The sequence below is a fragment of the Mycetocola sp. Y444 genome (assembly GCF_059445295.1).
Map to the genome: position 1 here is coordinate 200,771 of NZ_JCAIUB010000001.1, position 24,937 is coordinate 225,707.

At 66.0% G+C, this 24,937-nt stretch carries 22 protein-coding genes and 1 tRNA gene; 11 read left to right on the plus strand and 12 right to left on the minus strand.

All coding sequences use genetic code 11. The annotated features are described in order from the left end of the window. Nucleotides 1–137 precede the first annotated feature (137 nt). The 3 genes from AC1C2M_RS00945 to galT all read right to left on the minus strand — a co-directional run bounded on the left by AC1C2M_RS00945 (nucleotide 138) and on the right by galT (nucleotide 3,038). Nucleotides 138–593, minus strand: a complete 456-nt coding sequence (locus tag AC1C2M_RS00945; RefSeq protein ID WP_495434323.1) for a hypothetical protein — start codon at nucleotides 591–593, stop codon at nucleotides 138–140. Nucleotides 594–747: 154 nt separating this feature from the next. After that, the gene (gene galK, locus AC1C2M_RS00950; protein ID WP_495434943.1) at nucleotides 748–1,920 is read right to left on the minus strand and encodes a galactokinase; all 1,173 of its coding nucleotides are present in this window, start codon (nucleotides 1,918–1,920) and stop codon (nucleotides 748–750) included. Then, nucleotides 1,917–3,038, minus strand: coding sequence for a galactose-1-phosphate uridylyltransferase (galT, locus tag AC1C2M_RS00955; RefSeq protein WP_495434944.1), 1,122 nt, complete (start codon nucleotides 3,036–3,038; stop codon nucleotides 1,917–1,919). The genes galK and galT overlap by 4 nt, the downstream gene beginning before the upstream one ends. Before the next feature lie 102 nt (nucleotides 3,039–3,140). On the opposite strand from galT, the gene AC1C2M_RS00960 reads away from it, so the two are divergent. Both AC1C2M_RS00960 and AC1C2M_RS00965 read left to right on the plus strand, forming a co-directional pair. Continuing rightward, nucleotides 3,141–3,950, plus strand: coding sequence for a DeoR/GlpR family DNA-binding transcription regulator (locus AC1C2M_RS00960; protein WP_495434945.1), 810 nt, complete (start codon nucleotides 3,141–3,143; stop codon nucleotides 3,948–3,950). Between the two features lie 57 nt (nucleotides 3,951–4,007). Further along, on the plus strand, nucleotides 4,008–4,937 hold the full coding sequence (locus AC1C2M_RS00965) for an aldose 1-epimerase family protein (RefSeq protein ID WP_495434946.1): 930 nt from the start codon (nucleotides 4,008–4,010) through the stop codon (nucleotides 4,935–4,937). A 25-nt stretch (nucleotides 4,938–4,962) separates the two neighbouring features. On the opposite strand, the gene map is transcribed toward AC1C2M_RS00965, so the two are convergent. The 3 genes from map to AC1C2M_RS00980 form a co-directional block, all read right to left on the minus strand. Next, entirely contained in the window at nucleotides 4,963–5,742 is a 780-nt protein-coding gene (map, locus tag AC1C2M_RS00970) for a type I methionyl aminopeptidase (RefSeq protein WP_495434947.1), read from the minus strand. 67 nt (nucleotides 5,743–5,809) lie between these two features. Then, nucleotides 5,810–6,301, minus strand: coding sequence for an FBP domain-containing protein (locus tag AC1C2M_RS00975; protein WP_495434948.1), 492 nt, complete (start codon nucleotides 6,299–6,301; stop codon nucleotides 5,810–5,812). A gap of 242 nt (nucleotides 6,302–6,543) precedes the next feature. Next, on the minus strand, nucleotides 6,544–7,710 hold the full coding sequence (locus AC1C2M_RS00980) for a methyltransferase (RefSeq protein ID WP_495434949.1): 1,167 nt from the start codon (nucleotides 7,708–7,710) through the stop codon (nucleotides 6,544–6,546). Between the two features lie 240 nt (nucleotides 7,711–7,950). On the opposite strand from AC1C2M_RS00980, the gene imuA' reads away from it, so the two are divergent. The 3 genes from imuA' to AC1C2M_RS00995 are packed head-to-tail and all read left to right on the plus strand — an operon-like array spanning nucleotide 7,951 to nucleotide 13,702. After that, nucleotides 7,951–8,688, plus strand: coding sequence for a DnaE2-dependent mutagenesis accessory factor ImuA' (gene imuA' / locus AC1C2M_RS00985; RefSeq protein ID WP_495434330.1), 738 nt, complete (start codon nucleotides 7,951–7,953; stop codon nucleotides 8,686–8,688). Then, nucleotides 8,685–10,253, plus strand: coding sequence for a DNA polymerase Y family protein (locus AC1C2M_RS00990; protein WP_495434950.1), 1,569 nt, complete (start codon nucleotides 8,685–8,687; stop codon nucleotides 10,251–10,253). Before imuA' ends, AC1C2M_RS00990 begins: the two co-directional genes overlap by 4 nt. A gap of 23 nt (nucleotides 10,254–10,276) precedes the next feature. Beyond that, nucleotides 10,277–13,702: an error-prone DNA polymerase gene (locus AC1C2M_RS00995; protein ID WP_495434951.1), complete on the plus strand. Its 3,426-nt coding sequence runs from the start codon at nucleotides 10,277–10,279 to the stop codon at nucleotides 13,700–13,702. Here AC1C2M_RS00995 and AC1C2M_RS01000 read toward each other — a convergent pair. After that, nucleotides 13,616–14,566: an EamA family transporter gene (locus tag AC1C2M_RS01000; RefSeq protein WP_495434952.1), complete on the minus strand. Its 951-nt coding sequence runs from the start codon at nucleotides 14,564–14,566 to the stop codon at nucleotides 13,616–13,618. The two genes, AC1C2M_RS00995 and AC1C2M_RS01000, sit on opposite strands and share 87 nt — an antisense overlap. An 83-nt stretch (nucleotides 14,567–14,649) precedes the next feature. On the opposite strand from AC1C2M_RS01000, the gene AC1C2M_RS01005 reads away from it, so the two are divergent. After that, nucleotides 14,650–14,808, plus strand: a complete 159-nt coding sequence (locus tag AC1C2M_RS01005; protein ID WP_162924983.1) for a hypothetical protein — start codon at nucleotides 14,650–14,652, stop codon at nucleotides 14,806–14,808. 308 nt (nucleotides 14,809–15,116) lie between these two features. On the opposite strand, the gene AC1C2M_RS01010 is transcribed toward AC1C2M_RS01005, so the two are convergent. Continuing rightward, a tRNA-Lys gene (locus tag AC1C2M_RS01010) sits at nucleotides 15,117–15,189 on the minus strand. 103 nt (nucleotides 15,190–15,292) lie between these two features. Between AC1C2M_RS01010 and AC1C2M_RS01015 the strand changes: the two genes are divergently transcribed. After that, complete coding sequence (locus AC1C2M_RS01015; RefSeq protein ID WP_108962910.1) at nucleotides 15,293–15,922, plus strand: DNA-directed RNA polymerase subunit beta; 630 nt, start codon at nucleotides 15,293–15,295, stop codon at nucleotides 15,920–15,922. A 60-nt stretch (nucleotides 15,923–15,982) separates the two neighbouring features. Then, nucleotides 15,983–17,545, plus strand: coding sequence for a bifunctional phosphatase PAP2/diacylglycerol kinase family protein (locus AC1C2M_RS01020; protein ID WP_495434953.1), 1,563 nt, complete (start codon nucleotides 15,983–15,985; stop codon nucleotides 17,543–17,545). Between the two features lie 146 nt (nucleotides 17,546–17,691). Here AC1C2M_RS01020 and AC1C2M_RS01025 read toward each other — a convergent pair whose 3' ends face one another. After that, entirely contained in the window at nucleotides 17,692–18,348 is a 657-nt protein-coding gene (locus AC1C2M_RS01025; RefSeq protein WP_483404785.1) for a fasciclin domain-containing protein, read from the minus strand. A gap of 221 nt (nucleotides 18,349–18,569) precedes the next feature. On the opposite strand from AC1C2M_RS01025, the gene AC1C2M_RS01030 reads away from it, so the two are divergent. From AC1C2M_RS01030 to AC1C2M_RS01040, 3 genes are all read left to right on the plus strand, one after another. Then, a complete protein-coding gene (locus AC1C2M_RS01030) occupies nucleotides 18,570–20,294 on the plus strand; it encodes a cytochrome c biogenesis protein DipZ (protein ID WP_495434334.1) in 1,725 nt (574 codons plus the stop codon). 127 nt (nucleotides 20,295–20,421) lie between these two features. After that, a complete protein-coding gene (gene sigK, locus AC1C2M_RS01035) occupies nucleotides 20,422–21,009 on the plus strand; it encodes an ECF RNA polymerase sigma factor SigK (RefSeq protein ID WP_483404783.1) in 588 nt (195 codons plus the stop codon). Then, nucleotides 21,006–21,911 (plus strand): anti-sigma factor, encoded by a 906-nt coding sequence (locus AC1C2M_RS01040; RefSeq protein WP_495434954.1) that lies wholly within the window; start codon nucleotides 21,006–21,008, stop codon nucleotides 21,909–21,911. Before sigK ends, AC1C2M_RS01040 begins: the two co-directional genes overlap by 4 nt. Before the next feature lie 110 nt (nucleotides 21,912–22,021). On the opposite strand, the gene pstB is transcribed toward AC1C2M_RS01040, so the two are convergent. The 3 genes from pstB to pstC are packed head-to-tail and all read right to left on the minus strand — an operon-like array spanning nucleotide 22,022 to nucleotide 24,875. Beyond that, nucleotides 22,022–22,801 (minus strand): phosphate ABC transporter ATP-binding protein PstB, encoded by a 780-nt coding sequence (gene pstB, locus AC1C2M_RS01045; RefSeq protein ID WP_108391659.1) that lies wholly within the window; start codon nucleotides 22,799–22,801, stop codon nucleotides 22,022–22,024. Nucleotides 22,802–22,821: 20 nt separating this feature from the next. Then, nucleotides 22,822–23,880, minus strand: a complete 1,059-nt coding sequence (gene pstA / locus AC1C2M_RS01050; RefSeq protein ID WP_495434955.1) for a phosphate ABC transporter permease PstA — start codon at nucleotides 23,878–23,880, stop codon at nucleotides 22,822–22,824. Further along, entirely contained in the window at nucleotides 23,880–24,875 is a 996-nt protein-coding gene (gene pstC, locus AC1C2M_RS01055; RefSeq protein WP_483404780.1) for a phosphate ABC transporter permease subunit PstC, read from the minus strand. The genes pstA and pstC overlap by 1 nt, the downstream gene beginning before the upstream one ends. Nucleotides 24,876–24,937 lie beyond the last annotated feature (62 nt).

Consider the following 24,937-nt stretch of genomic DNA (forward strand, 5'->3'; position numbering starts at 1 on the left):
AAGCGCGCCTCGATGTTCGCGGCAGACCAGCGAGCGCTACAGTTCCATGCCCGCGCTGCAGATGTTTCTGCAGCGCGGGCATGCAACTACCGCGCTCGGCGCGCTAACGACGGTGAAGAGTTCCGGTGCAGGACGCGTCACGGGCGCGCGCTGATCGGGCGCGCGATGATGAGGGAGGCGGGAATATGCCCGACGCCGAGAAGTACGGCGGAGCCGGCCAGCCAGATGTTATTCAGCCAGCCCGCGGCTGACAGGAACACGATAACCGGCAGGATCGCCATCGGCACCGGTACCCCTAGCCATGGCCGATACAGCGTCGTCCCGTCACGCCCCGTCAACAGATATCGGGCCCACAGTGCGTAGTACCCGACGAGCGCGGCCAGGGTTGGCAGCGACCACCAGCCGGCGATGAGTCCGGGTGCCGTGATTGCAGGAACGACCAGACACAGCGCTTGACCCGCGCGTTCGACCCAGTGCAGCAGCAGGGGCACTCGGATATTTGGCAGGGGAACTCGTGGCGGGAACCACAGCACGATGAGGTTGGGTGAGAGCACCATCAGGCCGATAATCAGACCGAGCGGCGAGAAGACCATGACTCACGCTACCGTCCCGCCGGACCGGCAGAGAGTGAACGTCAAGCTCACACGGGTCCTCGCGACCGCCGTCGACGCGACCGGGGCTTAACCGCCGACCCTGGACAGCACGACGGGCCAGGCGCGTGCTGCGCCTGGCCCGTCCGTTCGGTTCCTACTCGACCCGGCTCGCGCCATCCGCCGCGGTGACGGTGAAGAGTTCCGGTTCTGTGAAGGCGGCGTCCGCGAACGCGCGCGTCACGGCATCCGACACCGACGCAAGGTCAGCGCTCTGAACGAGCGCGATGGCCGCGCCGCCGAAGCCGCCGCCGGTCATGCGAGCGCCGATCGCGCCCGCCGCGAGGGCTGTCTCGACGGCGAGGTCGAGTTCGGGCACCGAGATCTCGAAGTCGTCGCGCATCGAGGCGTGGGATGCCACGAGCAGGTCACCGATCGCGGTCGGCCCCTCGAGGCGCAGCGTGCGCACCGTATCGAGCACGCGACGGTTCTCGGTGAGGATGTGGCGCACCCGGCGCAGCGTCTCGTCATCGAGCACCTCGGTCGCCCGTGGCAGGTCGTCGACGTCGAGGTCGCGCAGCGAGGAGACGCCCATCTCGGCGGCCCCGCGTTCGCACGAAGCGCGGCGAGCGGCGTACCCACCGGTCGCGTGCGCGTGCGACACCCGGGTGTTCATGACGAGCAGCACGAGGTCAGCGGCCTCAAAGCCGAGGTCGATCACTTCGGCATCGAGGCTGCGGCAGTCGAGGAACACCGCGGCGTCCTCCTTGCCGAGCAGTGAGGCTGACTGGTCCATGATGCCGGTCGGTGCCCCGACGGCCTTGTTCTCGGCGAGCTGGCCGACCTTGGCGAGGGTCTCGCGGGGAAGCTCAAGCTGCCAGGTGTCGTTGAGGGCAACGGCGATGGCGCACTCGATCGCCGCAGACGACGAGAGGCCTGCGCCGATCGGCACGTCCGAGTCGATGAACGCGTCGAAGCCCGTTGCGGCGGCGAGGTCGGCACCGAATTCGCCGAGCGCCCAGACGACGCCGAGCGGGTACGCCGACCAGTCGGAGAGGGCATCGGGGGTGATCGCGTCGAGCTCGACGGTCACGACCTCGTCGCTGAACGCCGACGTAACCCGCACGGTGCGGTCAGCGCGCGGGGCGAGAGCGACGACCGTCGACCGGTCGATCGCGAACGGGAAGACGAAACCGTCGTTGTAATCGGTGTGCTCACCGATGAGGTTCACCCGGCCGGGAGCCTGCCAGATGCCGGCGGGAGCCGCACCATCGAAGCGCGAGGCGAATCCCGCCCTCGCGCGTTCGGCCAGTTCGGTGATGTTCGTCATACGGGGGTCTCCTTGTCGGCGAGAGCAATCGCCTCACGCACTCGTTGTGCTGTCTGCTCGGGCGGGATATCGCCGATCCAGGCTCCCATGGCAGCTTCTGACCCGGCGAGGTACTTGAGTTTGTCGGCGGCACGACGCGGCGACGTCAGCTGCAGCATGAGCCGGATGTCGTCGCGGCCGACGTTCACCGGCGCCTGGTGCCACGCGGCGATGTACGGCGTCTGGGTCTCGTAGAGAGCGTCGATTCCGCGCAGGAGCCGCAGGTAGAGGACAGCGAGTTCGTCGCGCTCCTCATCGGTGGTGCCCGCGAAGTCGGCGACGTGGCGGTGCGGCAGCATGTGTACCTCGATCGGCCACCGTGCGGCGAACGGAACGAACGCCGTCCAGTGCTCGCCCTGGAGCACCACACGGTCGCCAGCCTGCTCGCTCGCGAGGATGTCGGCGAACAGCGTCGGGCCGTATTTCTCGACGGATGCCATCAGCCGCTGGGTGCGAGGGGTCACGTAGGGGTACGAATAGATCTGGCCGTGCGGGTGACGCAGCGTCACACCGATCTCAATTCCCCGGTTCTCAAACGGGAACACCTGCTCGATGCCGGGCATCGCGCTGAGCGCCGCGGTACGCGATGCCCACGCCTCGATCACGGTGCGGGCGCGTGACCGGCTGAGCGAGCCGAACGATCCCTCGTGCTCGGGGCTGAAACACACCACTTCGCAGCGACCGACGGAGGTGCGGATGCGGCCGATGCCGATCTCGGTGAGGTCGTCGAGCCCACGCGGGGCGTTCTCGTCCTCGAGAAGCGGGCCGAACGACGGCGAGCGGTTCTCGAAGACGGCGACGTCGTAGTTGCTCGGCACCTCGGACGGGTTCGTCTCGGTCTGCGGTGCAAGCGGGTCGAGGTGCGCGGGCGGCAGAAAGACCCTGCTCTGGCGGGCTGACGCGATCGACACCCATTCGCCGGTGAGCGGGTCCTGCCGCATGCTCGCCGTGGCCGGGCGCTCGGGCAGGTCGCGCGCGTCAGGCGCGCGGTCAGGACCGAGGGTGGTGTCGGCGTCATCGAAGTAGATGATTTCGCGACCGTCAGCGAGGACGTCGGAGGAGGAGGTAATCGAGGTCATGGTTCTGGCTGCCTTCCGCACGCCGGGCTTTCACAAGTGGAAGCAATTCTACGTTCCACTCCTCCCATTGACAACTAAACGAAACTAACTGAAGATGAGCGCATGACCGATTCGACCCCTCGCGCTCCGGGCGACACCGTCCCAGCAGTCGTTCGGCGTGAGCGCATGGCCGACCTGATCGCCGCAAGCGGCTTCCTCCGGGTCTCCGACCTCAGTGAAGCCTTCGGGGTGAGCGAGGTCACCGTGCGCAGCGACCTCGCCGCCCTCGATGATGGCAACGCGGTCCGACGGGTGCACGGTGGTGCTGTTCCACGCGGCCAGCGGGCACGCGAAGCGAGTTTCGAAAAGTCGCTCGAGGCATCCGCCCTCGCCAAACAGAAGATCGGCCGCCGCGCCGCCGCGCTCGTCTCGAGTGGGCAGAGCGTCCTTCTCGATGTCGGCACGACGGCGCTCGCCGTGGCCCAGGCGCTCGTGGAACGCGACGACCTCGACGATCTCGTCGTCATCACCAACGGACTCAACATTGCGCTCGAACTCGAATCCGCGATTCCCCGGTTCACCGTCATCGTCACCGGGGGAGCGCTTCGCCCGCTGCAGCATTCCCTCGTGCACCCGCTCGCGCGCACCGTGCTCGAGCAGGTGCACGCCGACATCGCCTTCATTGGCTGCAACGGGGTCGATCCGATCGCCGGCGTGACGAACGTCAACCTCCCCGAGGCCGAGGTGAAGCAGTTGATGGTGTCGTCCGCTGATCGTGTCGTCGTGCTGGCCGACGCGTCCAAGCTCGGGCAGGTCAGCCTCGGCGCGGTTGCCGGTATCGACGCCGTCGACGTGCTCGTGACCAACAACGGTGCGGATGCCGCTGTGCTGGCGGATCTCACCGCTGCCGGAGTCGAGGTCCTCACCGCGTGACCCTTCGGCGGTCTGGCGCTACGCTTTTTTGCACACAACAACGAGGAGCGTGGGTCCATGACCGCAGTCACCGGTGAGCAGTTCGACCTGAGTCTTGACACTGGGTCGGGGGGAAACGTCACAGCGACGATCACCCAGGTGGCTGCAGGCATCCGTCGACTGAATGTGTACGGAATCGACATCGTGCCGCCGTACGACGCGGGCGTGCAGCGTCCGCTTGCCAGTGGCATCGTCCTCGTGCCCTGGCCCAACCGCATTCGTGACGGTCGCTGGCTCCTCGACGGCGTCGAGCAGCAGCTCGCCCTGACCGAGCCGAAGAAGCACAACGCGAGTCATGGTCTGCTGCGATTCAGCCCGTATTCGGTTGCGGCGCGCACCGAATCGACGCTGAGGCTCGAGGCGAGGGTCTTTCCGCAGAGCGGCTATCCGTTCCTGCTCGACACCGCCGTGACCTACCGGCTGGTCGACGCCGGCATCGACGTCATCCACACGATCACCAACCTGTCGGATGCCGCGGCTCCCGTTGCGGTTGGCGCCCACCCGTTCGTCACGATCGGCGACGTCGAACCGGAGGACCTCACGGTCACCGTTCACGCGGCCACCCACATCGACGTCGATGACCGGTCCCTGCCGACGGGAGAGACGCCCGTTGAAGGAACGCCGTTCGACCTCCGCGGTGGCGTTCGGCTTGGCGACCTGGACCTCGACGCGGGGTTTGCGGACCCGGTGATCACCGACGGCGTATCCGAGCACTCGATCACGGCACCCGATGGTCGCTCGGTCACGGTGTGGGGCGACGAGAACTTCCGGTTCTGGCAGGCGTTCAGCACAGAGCTCTACCCCGGTCAGTCGAAGGCCGTTGCAATCGAACCGATGACGGCGCCGGCCGATGCCTTCAACTCGGGTCGTGGCATCCGCTGGCTGGAGCCGGGTGAAACCTGGGAAGCCAGCTGGGGAATCCGCGCCGACGGGTTCGCGCCGGTCTAGCGAGACCTCCGGTGCCCGCTTTTCGCTACCGTCGCACCGTTGGCAGTGTGAGGATCTCGGCACCGTCATCGGTGATGGCGATCGTGTGCTCGCTGTGTGCCGTCCGGCATCCGGTCGCACTCTTGAGGGTCCACCCGTCGGCGTCCGTGACGAGTTTGTCGGTGTCTGCCATCACCCAGGGCTCGAGAGCGAGCAGCAGCCCCGGCCGCAACGTGTAGCCGCGTCCGGCTCGGCCCATGTTGGGCACGTGCGGGTCCTGGTGCATGGTCGAGCCGATGCCGTGGCCGCCGAACTCGGTGTTGACCGGGTAGCCGGCTTCGGTGAGCACCGCGCCGATCGCGGCGGAGATGTCTCCGATCCGTACTCCGGGGCCTGCAGCCGCGATTCCCGCGACCAGTGCCCGTTCGGTCGCGGTGATCAACGCGACGCTGTCCGCTGGCTTCGAGTCGCCCACGATAAAGCTGATGGCGGAGTCCGCAGCGACGCCATCCTTCAGCACGGCGAGGTCGAGCGTCAGCAGGTCGCCGTCGGCGAGCCGGTAATCGTGGGGGAGCCCGTGCAGCACTGCGTCGTTGACGGCGGTGCAGATGTAGTGGCCGAACGGGCCGCGTCCAAAGGATGGCGCGTAGTCGACGTAGCAGGATTCTGCTCCCGCCTCGACGATCATCTTCTGGGCCCAGCGGTCGATGTCCAGAAGATTCGTCCCGACCGTTACCCGGTCTTTCAGCCCATACAGGATGTCAGCGACCAGGGTGCCCGTGACCTTCGCCCTGGTCAGTTCGGTGGGATTCAGAATCTCGATCATGCGGCGCCCTCTCAATGACTGTCCTCGCCATAATATGCTCACCACCTGCGCGGGCAGCGTGAGACGATTACTCGTCGGCGCCGACCTCGGCGACGAAACCCTGCACCCGCTCGCGCAGCGTGTTGATCTGTTTCTCGCGCGCCGCCTCCACGTCGAAACCGAGGTAGGCGACGGCCGGCAGCTTGCGCGCGTTGCGGGAGCACCCGAAGTCGGCACACACGAGTGTGCCTATCGTGTTCCCGTTGCGCCCGGCCTTGCCCGAGCGACGTGCTGCATAGAACACGACGTCGTCCTCGAGGGTGATGTCCTGGCACCACGAGCACTGCGCCCGCGCCCGTGGTTTGGCTTCCGCCCGCTGCAGCAGGATGCCGACCGGTCCGTTGTCGCGCTGCACGATCACATAGCCGCGGCGCGGCAGTTTGCGGTCGCGCCAGCCGAGAAAGTCGAGGTTGTCCCAGTCGAGCGACTCGAAATCTTCGGGAAGGGTGAGGTCACTGACCTGGCTGCGTGACGCGTTGATGAATGAGGTGGTGATGTCTTTGTGGGTGAGGGGAAGCATATTTCTGTCCTGGGGTGAGAGAGCCGGAGGCTCGAGAGTGTGCCGGGGTTATGGGCCGGCGCAGGAAGATTGGCGTGTCCCGGCGTGCATTGATGCACAAGCTCAGGGAGAACGCATACTCGCGGAAGAACGAGGAGGGTCAGCGAAGAAGCGTTACCTCGAGCCGGCGCAGTATGCGCCGGTAACCTCCAGTCGCCCCAGGGGCGTTGCGAGAGAAAAATGCATTCGGTAAGTGTAGCGCGCTACGCCGGGTTCGCCCTGAGCCGCCAGAGCGACGTGACCTCGGCGGCACGCGCGGCGTTCAGCGGGTCGGTCCTGTCAGTTGCACGTGAGTGTGTCGGGCGGGTGTCCATCCGGGCAATCACGGCGAGGCCGGCGTCCTCGATGGCATCGAGCAGGTCTCCGCGCGACCGCAGGCCGAGGCGTTCGGCGATGTCCGAGATCACGAGCCAGCCCTCGCCATCCGGGGTCAGGTGCTCGGCAAGACCGGAAAGGAAGCCGGCCAGCATCCGCCCGCCCTCGTCGTAGACGGCGTAGTCCGTTGCAACCTTCGGGGTGGCCGGGATCCACGGTGGGTTACAGACGACGATGTCGGCGCGGCCGTCGGGAAAGAGATCGGTCTTCTCAACGGTGACGGCGGGACCGAAGCCAAGCTGGTCGAGGTTCTCTGTCGCGCAGGCAAGAGCCCGCGGGTCCTGGTCGGTGGCGACGATGTGACGGATGCCGCGGTGCGCGAGCAGCGCCGCGAGTACGCCGGTGCCTGTTCCGATATCGAAAGCTGTCGTCGCGTTCGGCGGGAGGGGTGCGTTCGCGACCAGGTCGAGGTACTCGCCACGCACGGGGGAGAAGACCCCGTAGTGCGGGTGGATCTTCGCGCCGAGCGCTGGAACGTCGACGCCACGGGTGCGCCATTCCTCGGCGCCGATGACGCCGAGCAGTTCGCGGAGGGAGACGACGGATGCCTCGATGGCGGGACCCCAGGCGTGAGCGATGGCCTGGCGGATGTCGGGGGAGCGGCGCAGCGGAATCGTGCCGTCCGCTGACACCGGAACCAGCAGCATCCCGAGCAGTGTCGAACGTCGCAGTGCGTCGACGCGCGAGCGCTGGAACGCGGCGGTGATGTCGTCGTTCCTGGGTGGGGCGGGTGTGCCCAGGCGCTTGCCCATTGCGGCGAGCAACTGTTTGGCGTTGTGGAAGTCGCCGGTCCAGAGGACGGCCGTGCCGGTGGATGCGAGCCGCAGGGCGGTCTCGGCCGTCATCGAGTCGTCTCCGGTCACGACGGATGCCGGTGCAGGCCAGCCACTCTCGGAGCGCCAGAGAGCTGAGTGTTCGATGCCGTCATCGAGCCACGCGAGATGTGGGGGTTCGACGCCGTCACCGGTCATTGGGTCGTTCGTCCGTTCGGGCATCTGTCTCAATTCGCGGCGTCGTGCCTGTCGGAGCTTGAATTTCAGTATGACAGGGGGAGCTGTGGGGAAGCGGACGGGACGAGGAGCCGGGCCTCTCGACGCGGCTGGAAGCGCTCGTCGAAGGCTTCTACTTCGCCGTTTTTGTGCGTCGCCCGGCGGGCGTGTGTGCCCTGGAATTCCGACTCTCCCGGGCTGGATTCCCCGATTGACTTTATCGAATATCTGTTCGACTATTAACCCATGTCCCTCGCTGTTGCTCCTGCTCGACCCCCGGCATTCGCCGCGGGATCGAACGCTGTGGCGAGCCAGGTTGCTGAACTGCAGGCGCGCATCCGGGGGATGCAAACTACCCGGATAGATTCGCACGGACTCCCGACATCGCCCGGTGTCGCCGAACTTCTGCCCGGCGGAGTGCTTCGCGCCGGCACGGCATACTCGGTGCTCGAATCGACGACGCTCGCGCTTGCTCTGCTCGCCGGTCCCAGTGCCGCCGGCGCGTGGTGTGGTGTCGTCGGTGTGCCGTCGCTCGGTGTCGAAGCAGCGGCGGCAGCTGGCATCGATCTTGACCGGCTCGTTCTCGTGCCTGAGCCGGGAGACCAGTGGCTGCAGGTCACGGCGGCCCTCGCAGACGTTGTCACTGTCGTCCTCGCGCGCCCACCGGCATCCGTCTCTGCCGCAGAAGTGTCACGCCTGGGTTCGCGGCTGCGTCAGCGGGGATCGACGCTCGTCGCGCTCGGTGACTGGCCACAGAGCGAGGCGACGCTGCGGGTGACCGACGATCGCTGGACGGGGCTCGGCGACGGCCACGGCTATCTCGCCGCTCGCAGGGTGACCGTCGCTGTGACCGGGCGCACGCTCGCCGGCAAACCGCGTCGCAAGCAGATGTGGCTGCCAGACACCCAGCAGTCGATCCGGTCGGCGGGTCTTGCCGGGGTTCCCTCGGTCCGTCAGCCGCACCACGAAGCGGCGGCATCATGACCGAAGCTCCCATCCGCACCATCCTGCTGTGGTGCCCGGACTGGCCGACAAACGCTGCAGCTGTCGAACATGGGTTCGGCCCGGACGTACCAATCGCCCTCATCGATCGTGGCGTAGTTTTTGCCTGTTCAGCGGCGGCTCGCAGCGAAGGGGTCCGTCGCGGCCTGCGGGTGCGCGAAGCCCAGTCGCGGAGCACGGGGCTGATCGCGCTGCCGTACGATCCCGTGCTCGATCACCGGGCGTTCGAGCCGGTCATCGCCGCCGTCGAACAGATCGTGCCAGGCGTCCAGCTCTCCCGCCCCGGTACCTGCGTCATGCGTGCGCGCGGGCCGAGCCGCTACTACGGCGGCGAACGACAGGCGGCACAGGCACTGCTTGACACCCTCGGCGCCGTCGGAGTGCGTGACGCGCGGGTCGGCATCGCCGACGGGCCCTTCGCCGCGGCGCAGGCAGCGAAGCTCCCGCCATCGAGAGAAACGGATGCCATCCGCATCGTTCCCGCAGGACGCTCGCCCGAGTTCCTTGCCGCGTTCGGTGTCGACATTCTCGAACGGCCCGAGCTTGCCGTCCTGCTGCAGCGGCTGGGCATTCGCACCCTCGGCGACTTCGCCGCACTCGACGCCATGCAGGTGCGTGACCGCTTCGGACCGGACGGCGTTCTTGCCCACCGGCTCGCGTCAGGCTTCGACCCGAGCGACGTCGACGCCAGGGTGCCACCGGCCGATCACTCGAGCGTCGTCGAATTCGAGCCGCCGCTTGACCGGGTCGACCAGGTCGCCTTCGCATTTCGTGCAGCAGCTGAGGAGTTCGTTGCACGACTGCAGGTGTCCTCGCTCGTGGCGACGGCCATCCGTATCGAGGTGCGCACCGAGGGAGGTGACGTGCGTTCGCGTACCTGGTTGCACCCTCGGTGGTTCACCGCCGGTGATGTGCTCGACCGCGTCCGCTGGCAGCTGCAGGGTGCGGGGATGGCCGACAGCGGGCTGAGCAGCGCGATCTCGTCGCTCCGGGTCGAACCGGAGAGTGTCGATCCGGCTGGCAACCACGAAGCCGGCCTGTATGGCGGCGCAACAGATGAACGCATCCACTCGGGGCTGTCCCGTGTGCAGGGCATGGTCGGGCACGCTGGTGTGCTCACCGCTCGGATCATTGGTGGTCGCCAGCCGTCCGATCGCCGGGTCCTCGTTCCGTGGGGTGATCTTCCACCAGGGGGCGAAGCATCGGTTCGGGCGTCACAGGAGCTGCCGTGGCCTGGCAAGCTGCCAGGCCCGCCGCCCGCCACAGTATTTCCGGAACGGCAGCGGGTTGTCGTGCACGCCGCAGATGGGCACGACATCGGTGTCGATGAACGTGGCGAGCTGTCTGCCGTCCCCGCTGGCTTTGCTCCGCACGGACAGGCCGCGGTCGCTGTCAGTGCGTGGGCTGGGCCGTGGCCGGTGGCTGAACGCTGGTGGGATGGTGGCGGTACCCGGCTCAACCGCTTCCAGCTCGTCGACGATACGGGGGCGGCGTGGCTGCTCGTTCTCGACGACTCCGGCTGGTGGGCGGAGGCCCGCTATGACTGAACAGTTCAGGGAGGGCGGTTGTCATGGGCTGGCATAACCCCCCGATCTCCTGGTCGGAGTTCGAACGCTCGCTGAGTGACCTGTCAGGGCCTGACACACCGCCGAATACACCGCCGGTTGGTGCCGACGGCGGTGACAGTCCTGCCTGGTCACGGAAACGGTTGCCATACGTCCCTGTTCCCGTTGAGGCACCGCCCGCTGAGACGATCGTCGGCTACGCCGAGTTGCACACCCACTCCAACTTCAGTTTCCTCGACGGGGCTTCCTCGCCTGAGCACCTGGTCGAGGAAGCCGTTCGACTGGGTCTGCACGGACTCGCCCTCACCGACCATGACGGCCTCTACGGCATCGTGCACCTCGCCGAAGCGGCCGAGGCACACCCCGAGCTCAAGACGATCTTCGGTGCCGAACTCTCGCTCGGCCTGAGCAAGCCGCAGAACGGCGAAGCAGACCCGGAGGGTACCCACCTCGTCGTCCTCGCACGGAAGGAAGAGGGCTACCACCGGCTCGCCGGCGCGATCACCTCGGCGCAGCTCGCCGCGGGCGCCGAGAAGGGCAAGCCGAGCTACGACATCGAGGACCTCGCCTCAGCGGCAGACGGCACGTGGCTTGTGCTGAGCGGATGCCGCAAGGGCGCCGTTCGGCAGGCTCTCGTTGCCGAGGGCGAAGCCGGCGCGCGACGCGAACTCGACGAACTGGTCAGGCTGTTCGGTGCGGGGAACGTCGTCGTTGAGCTCTTCGACCATGGCAACCCGCTCGATACCGCGCACAACGACACCCTCGCCGCGCTCGCTGAGCAACTCGAGCTGCCCGTGGTCGCGACGATGGCCGCGCACTACGCCACCCCCGGTCAGCATCACCTCGCCTCAGCGCTCGCCGCCGTTCGCGCCCGCAGAAGCCTTGACGACCTCGACGGCTGGCTGCCGGCATCCGGTTCACATCATCTGCGGAGCGGTGCCGAGATGGCCCGGCGGTTCGCGAGGTACCCCGGCGCGGTTGCGCGCACCGTTGAGATCGCCGACCAGCTCGCGTTCCGGCTGCGGAGCGTCAAGCCGGGGCTTCCGCTCCAGGAGGTTCCCGACGGTCACACGCCGATGAGTTGGCTACGCGAGCTGACCTGGCAGGGGGCAGCCAGGCGGTACCCGAACGCCGACGCCGCGGTCACCGAACGGATCGCACGTGAGCTCGACGTGATCGAGCAGAAGGACTTTCCCGGTTACTTTCTCATCGTCTACGAGATCGTTCAGTTCGCCCGCGGTCGCGGCATCCTGTGCCAGGGGCGCGGATCTGCCGCGAACTCCGCTGTCTGCTACCTGCTCGACATCACCGCCGTCGACTCGATCAAGTACAGCCTGCCGTTCGAGCGGTTCCTCTCCAGCATGCGCGAGGAAGAACCCGACATCGACGTCGACTTCGATTCCGACCGCCGTGAGGAGGTGATCCAGCACGTCTACGAGAAATACGGCAGGTTCAACGCCGCCCAGGTGGCGAACGTGATCACCTACCGGCCGAAGTTCGCCGTGCGCGACATGGCCAAGGCGCTCGGCCACAGCCCTGGGCAGCAGGATGCCTGGTCGAAACAGGTGGAACGGTGGGGCGCGCTCACGTCGAGCGACGACCACGACATTCCGGCGCCCGTCATCGACCTGGCCTCACAGGTGCTGACCTTCCCCCGCCATCTCGGCATCCACTCGGGGGGAATGGTGCTCACCGACCGGCCCGTCGGAGAGGTCTGCCCGATCGAGCACGCGCGGATGGACGGCAGGACCGTTCTGCAGTGGGACAAAGACGACTGCGCCTGGATGGGGCTGGTCAAGTTCGACCTGCTCGGTCTCGGCATGCTCGCCGCGTTGCAGTACTCCTTCGACCTCGTCGATGAACACTGCGGTGAACGGTGGGACCTCCAGTCGATGCCGAAGGAAGAGCAGGGTGTCTATGACCAGCTCTGCCGTGCAGACAGTGTCGGGGTGTTCCAGGTGGAGAGCCGCGCGCAGATGGGCATGCTGCCGCGGTTGAAGCCGAGGAGCTTCTACGACCTCGTGATCCAGATCGCGATGGTCAGGCCCGGCCCGATTCAGGGTGGGGCTGTGCACCCGTACATCCGGAGGCGAACGGGGGTGGAAGAGGTCACTTACCTTCACCCCGACCTTGAGCCTGTGCTCGAGCGCACCCTCGGAGTTCCGCTCTTCCAGGAGCAGCTGATGCAGATGGCCATGGTCGTCGGCGGGTGCACTGGCGAAGACGCCGACCTGCTTCGGCGGGCCATGGGGTCGAAGCGTGGGCAGGAAAAGATCGGTTCACTCAAGGAGAAGTTGTACGCGGGAATGGCAGAGAACAACATCACGGGCGCTGACGCAGACACGATCTATTCAAAGATCCAGGCTTTCGCGAGCTTCGGTTTCGCCGAGAGCCACTCGATCAGTTTTGCGCTGCTCGTCTACGCGAGCGCGTGGATGCGCCTGCACTACCCGGCGGCGTTTCTCGCCGCGCTGCTCCGCGCGCAGCCGATGGGGTTCTATTCACCCCAGTCCCTCGTTGCGGATGCTCGCCGTCACGGTGTCGAGACCCGACGGCCCGATATCCAGCTTTCCGGTGTCGAGGCGGAGCTCGAACCCCTCGACGGTGTTCGCGGCGTCGTTCGGACCACCGGTCTCGATCCGTGCATCGAGACCGAACAGCCCACTGTGCAGCCGTTCGACAGGGATGCGCCGTTCGACCCGGGGGATCACCGCCGCGACGGCGCATACGCCGTGCGCCTTGGACTCGCCGAGGTCACCTCGATCGGAAAGCGCAAGGCGAAGCAGATCGTCACCGATCGCGAACGAGGCGGGCCATACCGGGACATGCGTGACCTTGCACGGCGGGTGGGGCTCAACTCTGCCCAGCTCGAGGCGCTCTCAGCAGCCGGAGCGTTCGACAGCATGGGGCTCTCCCGACGCGGAGCGCTGTGGGACTCCGCGCAGGCCTCCCAGGAGCGACCCGACCAGCTGAACGGCAGCCACATTGCCGTCCAGCCTCCGCTGTTCGCCATGCTCACCGATGAGGAGCAGGTGGTCAATGACCTCTGGTCGACCGGGGTCACTCCCGATGATCACCCGATCCGGCACGTTCGATCAGCGCTCGTCGAGCGTGGTGTGTTGAGTGCCGCCCAGTTGCAGACGGCGGAATCCGGACGCAGGATCGAGGTCGGCGGTGTCGTCACCCATCGGCAGCGACCGGCGACGGCGAGCGGCATCACCTTCATGAACCTCGAAGACGAGACGGGCCTCGTCAACGTGATCTGCAGTGTCGGCGTCTGGGGGCGTTACCGGCGAACGGCGCGCGAGGCGCCGGCGATGATTGTGCGCGGAATCCTCGAACGCTCACCCGAGGGCATCGTCAACCTGCTTGCCGACCGGATTGAACCGCTTCCGCTCAGCGCGAGCACCCGGTCGCGGGACTTTCAGTGACCCGGAGCCCGTGCCTGTGGTGATCACCGCGGTGGCGAGCCCGGCGAGCATGACAGCACCGCCGAGGATCTCGGTCACCGTGGGCACTTCACCCTGCACCAGCCACGCCGCGACGATACCGATGACGGGCACGAGAAGAGTGAACGGAACAACGGCACTGGTCGGATACGCTGCCATCAGCGAGTTCCAGATGCCGTACCCGACCAGCGATGCGGCGACCGCCGTGTACAGCGTGCTGAGTATGGAGACCAGCGACAGGTGAGTGAGTGCGTACCCGACGGCATCCGGACCATCGAGCAGAACCGCGAGCGCGGCGCTCGGCAGCGGGACGACCAGCGCTGACCAAACGACGAGCGAGAGCCCGGATGCCACCTTCGCGCGACGGCTGAGCACGTTACCGATCGCCCACGACAGAGCGGCGCCCATCGTGATGACGAGTGGCACCCAGGGAGCGACGATGCTGTGCCCGACGACAACGATCCCGAGTCCGAGAGTTCCGACGACCACGCCGATCAGCTGGCGTGGGGTCGGCCGTTCGCCGAGGACACCGGCCGCGATCAGGACGGTGAGGATGACCTGGGTCTGGAGGAGCAGTGAGGCGAGGCCCGCCGGCATGCCGAGGTGAAGGGCCAGGTAGAGCAGCGCGAACTGCCCGAAGCTCAGGAAGGAACCGATGGCGAGGATGTTCCGCCAGCCGATCTGAGGCGGCCGGACGAAGAACACGGCGGGAATGGCGACGAGCACGAAGCGCAGCGCGACGAACAGCAGCGGAGGCATCCCGTCGAGTCCTTCATCGATGACGACGAAGTTGAGTCCCCAGATCAGGGCGACGAGCAGGGCGAGCAGGCTGTGCTTGAGGGTCACGGTCTCCATGGTCCTCGGACTCGTACCCGAGAACAAGCGCGAGCGCGACCAGCGACCGGCAGGAACTTGGCTACACTGGGCACATGGCTTTCGCGTTCTCTATCGTGCTGTTCCTCGTCGGCATCTACCTCTTCGCTCTGGCGTTCACGGTGACGAGCTTCCAGGCCATCATCTTCTTCGCCGGCATCATCGTTGTCTCAATCGCGTTCGCGATCCCGGCCCACGTACTCGCCAAGCGATAAGACTTCCCCCGACCGTCGCCACGGTGTGGCGGGGAGTGGCGCGGGCGACAGCCCAGCGGCTTTGTTGCGTTATCGACAACGTGCGCCGTGGCATCCGCTCGCCTGCAACGCAGGAGATCTCGCCCGCAACCCAGGAAATAGGGCGATTATCAGGATGACATCGCCGATGTCGTCCCGAAAGGCGTGCGATCTCCTGTTAACCGGGCGTCGTCTTTACCGGGAACCGTCGTGCTGCGATGCGTTCGGCCGAGGGCACCTGAGCGACGCCAGCGACGGGTCGCGGCAATGCCACGAGCATTTCGCGAGGGTGGGCCCCGCCGGGCTCGAACCGGCGACCCGCGGATTAAAAGTCCGATGCTCTACCAACTGAGCTAGAGGCCCCAACAACCCCTCTAATCTACCGGTTCCCGCTGAGTGATTTGACCACTTGGGCATACTTTCCGCGGAGTAACGTTGAACTTTGCGATGAGAGAGGCGGATGCAGATGGCTGAAGATTTCCACAAGCCAACCAAGTTTCCCGGGCGGGTTTTCGAATCGTTCGTGGGTGGCATCGATCCTGCCGAGTCGAGCCGGATCGCGCACGAAACCGCGGTGGCGCTGTTGTCCCGGGTGCGGGACGATCCCGATCCGGGCGTCATCGACCGGCTCGTCGCGTACACGGAGGAAAACGGAATCGACGCCATAGCCGAGCTGTGGTCGCACGCAACGCCCCGCAGCCTGCCTGGCGCGCTCTGGCGCATCTACCTGCTGCAGCTCATGATCCGCGAGGACCCGCACTCGGCCAGTTTCCTCTTCACGCGGGGGACCGAAGTGATGCAGACCATCGACCCGGTCGTCGCCGGGGCATCCATCCCAACGGGTCCTACCGAGATCGTCACCCTCGCCGATCAGATTCTTCGCGGCTTATTCGAGGGCGACTTCGCCGTTGCGCTCGAGCGCGCTGCGGCATTCTGCCGGGTGTCGGCTGCCGGATGTGCGAGCGTCGCCGATGATGCCGACGCAGCCGAACCGATCAGGTCGCTTGACCTCACGACGCGCGCTCTCCGGCTCTCGACACTCGCCCAGGACCTGACAAGCTGCGCCCGCCTGTGGCGCCAGGAATCTCTCGACTGACCGGGTGAAAAGAACTCCCGATCGCGGTTGAAAACGCGCTCGACTCATTACTCTGGACGAATGACGTCAACTCCAGCCGCGCGGTGGCGGCGAATGATGCTCTTTCCGGCATGGGTTCGCCGGGGAGATGCCAGGGCGGGGCGACACATCAACTCCCGCAGTGCGCCGCGGGCTGTCGACTCGGCCCTCCGTCATCTGTCCCGATCCGCCGATCGGAGCGTCCTCTGGTTCGCCATCGGGGGAGGGCTCCTGGTTATGGGTCAACGTCGGGCGGCGCTCAGGGGGCTTGCGTCGCTGGCCGTCGCGAGTGCGGTGGCCAACCTCATCGGCAAGAAGCTGTTCGGCGGAGACCGCCCGCTGACAAAGGACATCCCGATCGGCCGTCGCCTTCACCGTTCGCCCGAATCTCCGTCGTTCCCCTCGGGTCACGCAGCCAGCGCGGGCGCGTTCGCCACGGGAATCGCCCTCGAACAGCCGGCGTTCGGCCTCGCCGTCGCACCGGTCGCCGGTGCCGTCGCGTATTCGCGGGTGCACACCGGTGCGCACTGGCTCTCCGACGTGCTCGGCGGTCTGGCGATCGGTGTGGCCGTCGCAGCGGCGGGCAAAGTGCTCGTCCCCGCGCGGGTTCCCACGGCAGTGCGCGAAGGCGGCATCGACATTGCGCTTCCCGCCGCACCGTCGGGTGACGGCGTTTTCATCGTGGCGAATCCGTCGTCGGGCAAAGACGTCGTGGGCAGGACCGATCCCCTCACGCGCATCGGCGAACGGATGCCGCACGCGCGCGTACACATCCTGGCCGACGACGAAACGCCGGATGCGGTGATCACCAAGGCGCTGGCATCCGCGGATCCGCCACGCATCCTCGGGGTCTGCGGAGGCGACGGGACTGTCTCGGCGACCGCTGACAGTGCCAGGAAGGCCGGACTTCCGCTCGTGGTGATCCCCGGCGGTACGTTCAACCACTTTGCCCGCGCGGTGGGAAACGACTCGGTCGACGACGCTCTCGACGCGCTCGCATCCGGGGCGGGCGCCCGCGTCGACGTGGCCGACCTACGGCTCGACGATGACGCACCGATCACCGTGCTCAACGTGGCATCGATCGGGATTTATCCCGAGTTCGTGCTGGAGCGGGAAGGACTCGAGCACCGACTCGGCAAGTGGCTCTCGGCCGTTGTCGCCGCTGTCAAGGTCATTCGCCGGGAGGAACCCGTCACTCTGGAGATCAACGGCGAGCGACGCGACGTCTGGTCGGTGTTCGCCGGCGTCAATCGCAACGAGCCCGCTGTCCCCGCTCCGCTGTCCCGTAAACGCCTGGACGATGGGGTGCTCGACGTTCGAATCCTGCCCGCCGGGTCTCGCGTGCAGGCCGTGGCATCGCTGGCATTCGGTCGCAGGTCGAGCGCGGTTCTTCGGGCGGTCGGCGTGATTCGGTCTGGCGGGGTGGAGTCGTTCACCACGGAATCGCTCTCGGTGACCGTGTGGCCCAAACGCGGCCAGGCCGCGGGCTTTGCACACGACGGCGAAGCGGAGGAAGTGGATCCGGATGCCGCGACTCGTGAGTTCCGGTCGACGGTCAGGCTGGTTGAGGGGGCACTCGACGTGTACTGCCCGCCGGCAGCCTGACCAACCGAGCCATCCCGACCGACCGGGCCAACCGGCATCCGGCACAGGCAGGCGCCGGTGTGCTGCCGGGCACAGGAAAGACCCGCTGCCTCGGGTGAGCAGCGGGTCTTTCGTCTGTGGGTGCGGTCAGAAGACCGCGGATTCGCCTACTCGGCCGGCGGCATCAGGACCGTGTCGATGAGGTACACGGTCGCGTTGGCGGTCTGAACTCCACCGCAAATCACCGATGCGTCATTGACCATGAGCTCGTCGCCCTCGCCGGTGACCTCAACCATTCCGCCCTGCACGGTCTCCCACTCGCCCGCGATCTCGTCGGGAGCGACCTGGCCGGGAACGACGTGGTAGGTCAGGATGGAGGTGAGCATCGCCGAGTCGGTCTTGAGTGTCTCGATGGTTGCCGGGTCGATCATCGCAAAGGCGTCATCGACCGGAGCGAACACCGTGAACTCGTCGCCGTTGAGCGTGTCGACGAGGTTCACATCGGGGTTGAGCTGGCCGGAAACAGCCGCGGTCAGCGTGGTGAGGAGCGGGTTGTTGCCGGCTGCGACGGCGACGGGGTCCTGGCTCATGCCGACGACCGAACCTGCGCCCTCGGGAACCATTTCCGCGTAGTCGGCACAGCCGGCGCCGACGAGGTTCGCCGCTGGATCCATTTCCTCCATCGGCTCGGCCGACTCGCTCGACTCTGATCCGCCAGAGTCGGTGGCCGGCTCCTGCTCCATGCTCGAGGAACAGGCGGTCAGTCCGAAGGCCGTGATGGCCAACAGTGACAGTGCTGCGAGTGTGTTGCGCTTGGTTTTCATGAGTTGGTTCTCCTTCAGTTGTGGCCGAGTGTCCCGACCCCCATGCCACGTGCTGTGCGGCTGTGAAGGTTCATTCGGAGCCGGATGCCCAAAGGGTTTGGAAGATTCCCAAAAAAGTTCCGGGCCGCACTGATTCGGCCCGATCAGCGCCGGTGTCACCGGCCACTCCAATCGGATTCGACCCCCGCTCCGAAGAGCCTTCAACCACTTACGGAGGCACCATGTTCACGCTCGCCCTCATCGGCCTGCTCGGCGGATTGATCACGGGTATTTCGCCCTGCATCCTTCCCGTCCTGCCGGTCATCTTCCTGTCTGGCGGCGTCCAGGGCGCCAGACCGACCGACGAGAAAGGAAAGGTGCTCGCGCGGGCACAGTCCCTCCGTCCCTACCTGGTCATCGCGGGACTCGTTGTCAGTTTCAGCCTCTTCACACTGCTCGGATCGCTCCTGCTCGCGCTCCTCAACCTCCCGCAGGACTTCCTTCGCTGGGCGGGCATCGTCGTCCTCGTGCTCATCGGCGTCGGCCTCATCGTGCCGAAGTTCCAGCACATTCTCGAGAAGCCGTTCTCGAAGATCCCGCAGAAGAACGTGGGAACGGACCGGTCGGGGTTCGGCCTCGGCATCGCCCTTGGTGCCGTTTACGTGCCGTGCGCCGGCCCCGTGCTCGCCGCCATCACCGTCGCAGGGTCAACCGGACAAATCGGTGCGGACACCGTCGTCCTGACCCTCTCGTTCGCGATCGGTGCAGCGATCCCGCTCCTCGTCTTCGCGCTCGCTGGCCGTCGGGTCGGCGAGCGGGTCAAAACCTTCCGCAAGCACCAGTCGGCCATCCGTCTCACCGGCGGCATCGTCATGATCGCCCTGGCGATCGGGCTCGTGTTCAACGTTCCGCAGCTGCTGCAACGTCTCGTTCCCGACTACACGAGCGCCATCCAGAATCAGATCAACGAGTCGGATGAGGTCCAGGAGGCCCTCAACCTCGGCGGCATTGTGACCGACGAGAACCGCGACCTGGATAAGTGCTCGAACGGCGGCGCTGAACTCGAGAGCTGCGGCACAGCCCCCGAGCTCACCGGAATCTCCGAGTGGTTCAACACCAAAGACAACGCGGCCGTTTCACTCGAGCAGTTGAGGGGCAAGGTGGTCCTCGTCGACTTCTGGGCATACTCCTGCATCAACTGCCAGCGTTCCCTGCCCCACGTCACGTCCTGGTACGACGCGTACCGCGAGGCCGGGCTCGAGGTCATCGGCGTCCACGCGCCCGAGTACGCCTTCGAAAAAGAGGTCAACAACGTTCAGGCTGGGGCGAAGAACTTCGGCATCGACTACCCGGTCGCCATCGACAACAACCTGTCGACGTGGACGAACTACCGCAACCGCTATTGGCCAGCCTCCTATCTCATCGATGCGGACGGCACAGTGCGCCACATCAAACTGGGCGAGGGCGGCTATGAAACGACGGAAAAGCACATCAGGGAGCTCCTGACGAGTGCCAACGCGGATGTCACACTGCCGGCGGCAACGGACGTCGCCGATGACACCCCGGACAGCGGTGCGACGACGCCGGAGACGTACCTGGGGTCGACCAAGAAAGTGAACTTCGCCGGTGAGGAGAAGTACACGAAGGGGCAGCGGGAGTATCGGTTCCCGGACGAGCTCCCGAAGGACGCCTTCGCGTTATCCGGTGCGTGGGATGTCGGAACACAGAGTGTCACCCCCATCGGCGCTGACGCCTCGGTGCGGCTGAACTACACGGCGAGTGAGGTGCGGATGGTTCTCGCGGGTGAAGGCAGTGTGACGCTCGACGTGAACGGGAAGACGAAAGTCATCGAGGTCACCGGAACGCCGACCTCATATCTCCTGGTCGAGACCAGCGACGTAGAGACCGGCACCCTCGATGTCAAGGTGGGCGCCGGGATCGAAGCCTTTTCGTTTACCTTTGGGTAGACTGGTGCATGGCCGGGCCGCAGTAACCCCGGGCTCCAATATTCGCCGCTCTGAGCGGCCTCACGCCGAGAGGCGTTCTGCGGCCCGGTCGCTGTCATGTGACAGCCCGTGTGAGAAGCTTGGAAACGTGCCAGAAGAAGCGGAAGTGGTATCGACGGAGATCTCCGGCGATGATCGGTCGACGCTTCTGCTCACCCGCGTCGCCGGCGGGAGCCAGGACGCGTTCTCCCAGCTTTACGATCTGTACGCGCCTCGCGTATTCGGCCTCGTCCAGCGGATCCTGGTTGATCGCGCCCAGGCCGAGGAAGTCACCCAGGAGATCTTTCTCGAGATCTGGCAAACCGCTACCCGTTTCGCTCCGAATAAGGGTGGAGCACGCGGTTGGATCCTGACCATGGCGCACCGCAGGGCTGTCGACCGTGTGCGTGCGTCGCAGGCTGGTCGGGACCGGGATGTCCGAATCGGCATCCGGGATCAGAAGGTTGACTACGACAGCGTCTCAGAGGATGTTGAACTGAAACTCGAATCCGAGCGGGTCGATCGTGCATTGCAGACGCTGAGCGACATTCAGCGCCAGGCGATCAGCCTGGCGTACCACGGAGGCCTGTCGCAGGCCGAAGTGGCTGAGCGGCTCGGCGTTCCGCTGGGAACGGTCAAAACGCGGATACGGGATGGGATGATCAGACTGCGAGAGGAATTGGGGGTGGCACTGTGAACGACGACACGAGTAACAACGACGACCTCACCGTCGACGAGCCGTCCGACGACTCCTCGCTCGCAGCGCTCTACGCCCTTGGTGCGCTCGACGTCGACGACACCGCACGGTTCGAGGAGCACCTTGCCTCTTCGGCCGAGACGCAGGCCGATGTCGTCGGTTTCGAAGCGACAGTTGACCTCCTCGCGACGGGAGTCGAACCCCCCGCCTCGCTCAAGGCAAGCATCATGGCGAGTATCGCGACTTTGCCGCAGCTGCCGGCGGATGACCGGGCCCCAGCGGTGACGACAGCGCCTGGGCGCGCGGTCGATGCTGACCAGCCGGTTCAGCGACCGGCGTCGACTCCTGTGACTCCGGCGACGAGCACCACCCCGTCGGCGGGTCAGTCCGCGCGACCCTCGAAGGCCGAGCAGAAAGCACGGTCCCGATGGTACTCACGACCCGCTGCCGCTCTCGCAGCTGCCGTTGCCCTCGTCGCGGTCTTCCTCGGCGCCAACGCACTCACGAGCGCCCTCAATAACGGCAACGGGCTGCCCGAAGCGCTCAGGCTCGCGCACATCGAAGCGCAACCCGACGTGGCGCGCGAAACGATCAGGCTCACGAATATCACCGACGAGAAACAGGTCACGGCGACGCTCGTGTGGTCTGGCGCCCTCGCCCAGTCGGTGTTCATCGTCGACGGACTCGCGAGCCTGCCAGAGGACAAAACCTACGAGCTCTGGTACATCGGCGAAGACGGCCCGGTCTCAGCAGGTGTCTTCAACACCCATCGTGCCGGTGAGAGCTGGCGTGTGCTTGAGGGGTCCATGGCCGCGGGGGATGCCGTCGGCGTGACGGTAGAACCGGCGGGCGGCTCAGAGCAGCCGACCACCGACCCGCTCATCGTCATCCACACGACCTGATCCGGGCGCGGTCCGCACCCGCGCGCTACACATCCATGCCCGCGCTGCAGATACTTCTGCAGCGCGGGCATGGAAGTGCAGCTGTCGCGGCCTGGGCGGCCGAAAACCGCTTAGCCGAACCGGCCGGAGACGTAGTCCTCGGTGGCCTGGACGCTCGGCTGGGTGAAGATCGTGTTGGTGTCGTCGTACTCGATGAGCTTGCCCGGCTTGCCGGTACCCGCGATGTTGAAGAACGCCGTGCGGTCGGACACCCGCGATGCCTGCTGCATGTTGTGGGTGACGATGACGATCGTGTACTCGTTCTTGAGCTCCTCGATCAGGTCCTCGATGGCGAGGGTCGAGATCGGGTCGAGCGCCGAGCATGGCTCGTCCATCAGCAGCACGTCCGGTGACACAGCGATGGCGCGGGCGATGCACAACCGCTGCTGCTGGCCGCCAGAGATGCTCGACCCTGGCTTCTCCAGCCGGTCCTTGACCTCGTTCCAGAGGTTCGCACCCCGCAGCGACTTCTCAACGAGGTCGTCGGCATCCGACTTCGAGATCTTGCGGTTGTTGAGCTTCACACCGGCGAGGACGTTGTCGCGAATCGACATCGTCGGGAACGGGTTTGGGCGCTGGAAGACCATGCCCACCTGGCGGCGGACCAGCACGGGATCGACGCCCGGTGCATAGAGGTTGTCGCCGTCGATGAGGACCTCGCCCTCGACGCGGGCGCCGGGGATCACCTCGTGCATCCGGTTGAGGGTGCGCAGGAAGGTCGACTTCCCGCAACCGCTCGGCCCGATGAACGCGGTCACTGTGCGCGGTTCGATCGTCAGTGAGATGTCTTCGACCGCCAGGAAGCTGGAGTAGTAGACCTTGAGGTCCTTGACCTCGATGCGCTTTGACACGGTATTCCTTCGGGTTGAGGCTAGCGGCCCAGTTTGGGCGAGAAGATGTTCGCGACGAGCCTGGCGATGAGGTTGAGCGCCATCACGATCAGGATGAGAGTGAGCGCCCCGGTCCAGGCCCTGTCGATGTACGCCTGCGCGTCGGTACCCTGCTGGGCGTACGAGTTGTAGACGAATGTCGGGAGCGCCATCATCCGGCCGTCGAAGAGGTTGTAGTTCATGCTCTGCGTGTACCCGGCGATGATGAGCAGTGGCGCGGTCTCACCGATCACGCGGGCGACCGAGAGCATGACGCCGGTGACGATGCCGGCGAGCGACGTGGGGAGGACCACCTTGAGGATCGTCAGGTACTTGGGCACCCCGAGTGCGTACGACGCCTCACGGAGTTCGTTGGGAACGAGCTTCAGCATTTCTTCGGTCGATCGCACGATGACGGGGATCATCAGCACGCTCAGTGCGATGGCGCCGCCGATGCCGAGGCGCACGCCCTCACCGAAGAAGATGACCAGAAGTGCGTAGGCGAAGAGGCCGGCAACGATCGACGGGATGCCGGTCATCACGTCGACGAGGAAAGTGATCCATTTGGCGAGTTTTCCGCGGCCGTACTCGACGAGGTAGATGGCGGTGAGGATGCCGATCGGCACCGAGATGATGCTCGTCGCGAGCGTGATGAGAAGGGTGCCGACGATCGCGTGGAGCGCGCCGCCGCCTTCGCCGACGACGTTCCGCATCGACATCGTGAAGAAATCGAGGTCGAACCGTGCCGAACCGTTGGTCACCGTTGTGACGGCGACGGAAATCAGGGGGATGAGCGCGATCAGGAAGGCGATGACGACGAGGCTCGTCATCAGCCGGTCCGTTGCCTTCCTGGCGCCTTCGACGAACAGCGAGAGCAGCCAGTAGGTCACGACGAAGATCACCGCGGTGACAATGAGGATGCCGGCGATGTTCGGCGCGCCGAGGATCGCGAAGACAGCGACGGAGATCCCGAGCGCGCCCAGGATGACGTACAGCGGCGTGAACCGGTTGAGCTTGCCCGCCTTGAGAGCGCTCGACATCGGCGCCTGTGTGATGGCCATCAGTTCGCTCCGGAGAATGCCTTGCGACGATCAACGATCGCACGCGAGATGAAGTTGACGACGAAGGTGATCGCGAAGAGGATCAGGCCGCTCGCAATGAGGATATTCACGCCGACGCCGTGGGCTTCGGGGAAGTTGAGGGCGATGTTCGCGGCGATCGTCGTCGGGTTCTGCGACTGCAGAAGGACGAGACTGATGATGAGGCTGGGGGAGAGGACCATCGCAACGGCCATGGTCTCGCCGAGCGCTCGGCCGAGACCGAGCATGGACGCCGAGACGATGCCGGGCCGCCCGAAGGGGAGGACGGCGATGGTGATCATCTCCCAGCGCGTCGCACCCAGCGCGAGTGCGGCTTCCTCGTGGAGTTTCGGCGTCTGAAGGAAGATTTCCCGGGACAGCGACGTGATGATCGGGAGGATCATGACGGCGAGGACGATCCCGACGGTGAGGATCGTGCGACCTGTGCCGGAAACGGGCCCGGCGAAGAGCGGGAACCAGCCCATGTTGGTCACGAGCCAGCTGTACACCGGTTGCACCGCCGGGGCGAGGACCCCGATGCCCCACAGGCCGTAGACGACGCTCGGCACTGCGGCGAGCAGGTCGATGACGTAACCGAGGCTCTGCGCGAGCCGGCGAGGAGCGTAATGGGTAATGAACAACGCGACCATGATCGACAGCGGCACCGCGATGACGAGCGCGAGGAACGCAGCCCAGACGGTGCCGAAGACGAGCGGCCAGACGTAGGACAGGAAGTTGGTGGCGTCGCCCTTGATGTCGTCTTCGCCTGCGGTGAACGCGGGGAGGCTCTGCGCGACGAGGAAGATCGCGACGGCCGCGAGCGTGACAAGAATGACAATTCCTGCCGTGAGTGTTGAACCGCTGAAGATTCGGTCGCCCCGCCGCTGGACGGGCTTCGGCGGACGGGCCGGGGCTTCGGGCTCACCGGGACTGGCTGGCTTCACCGGTGTTGTCGGTGGCTGCGCTGTAGTGGTCATGTGCCTTCGTCTTTACCTTGCCCGGCCTGTCCGCCATGCCCGGGCGGGCATGGCGGACAGAT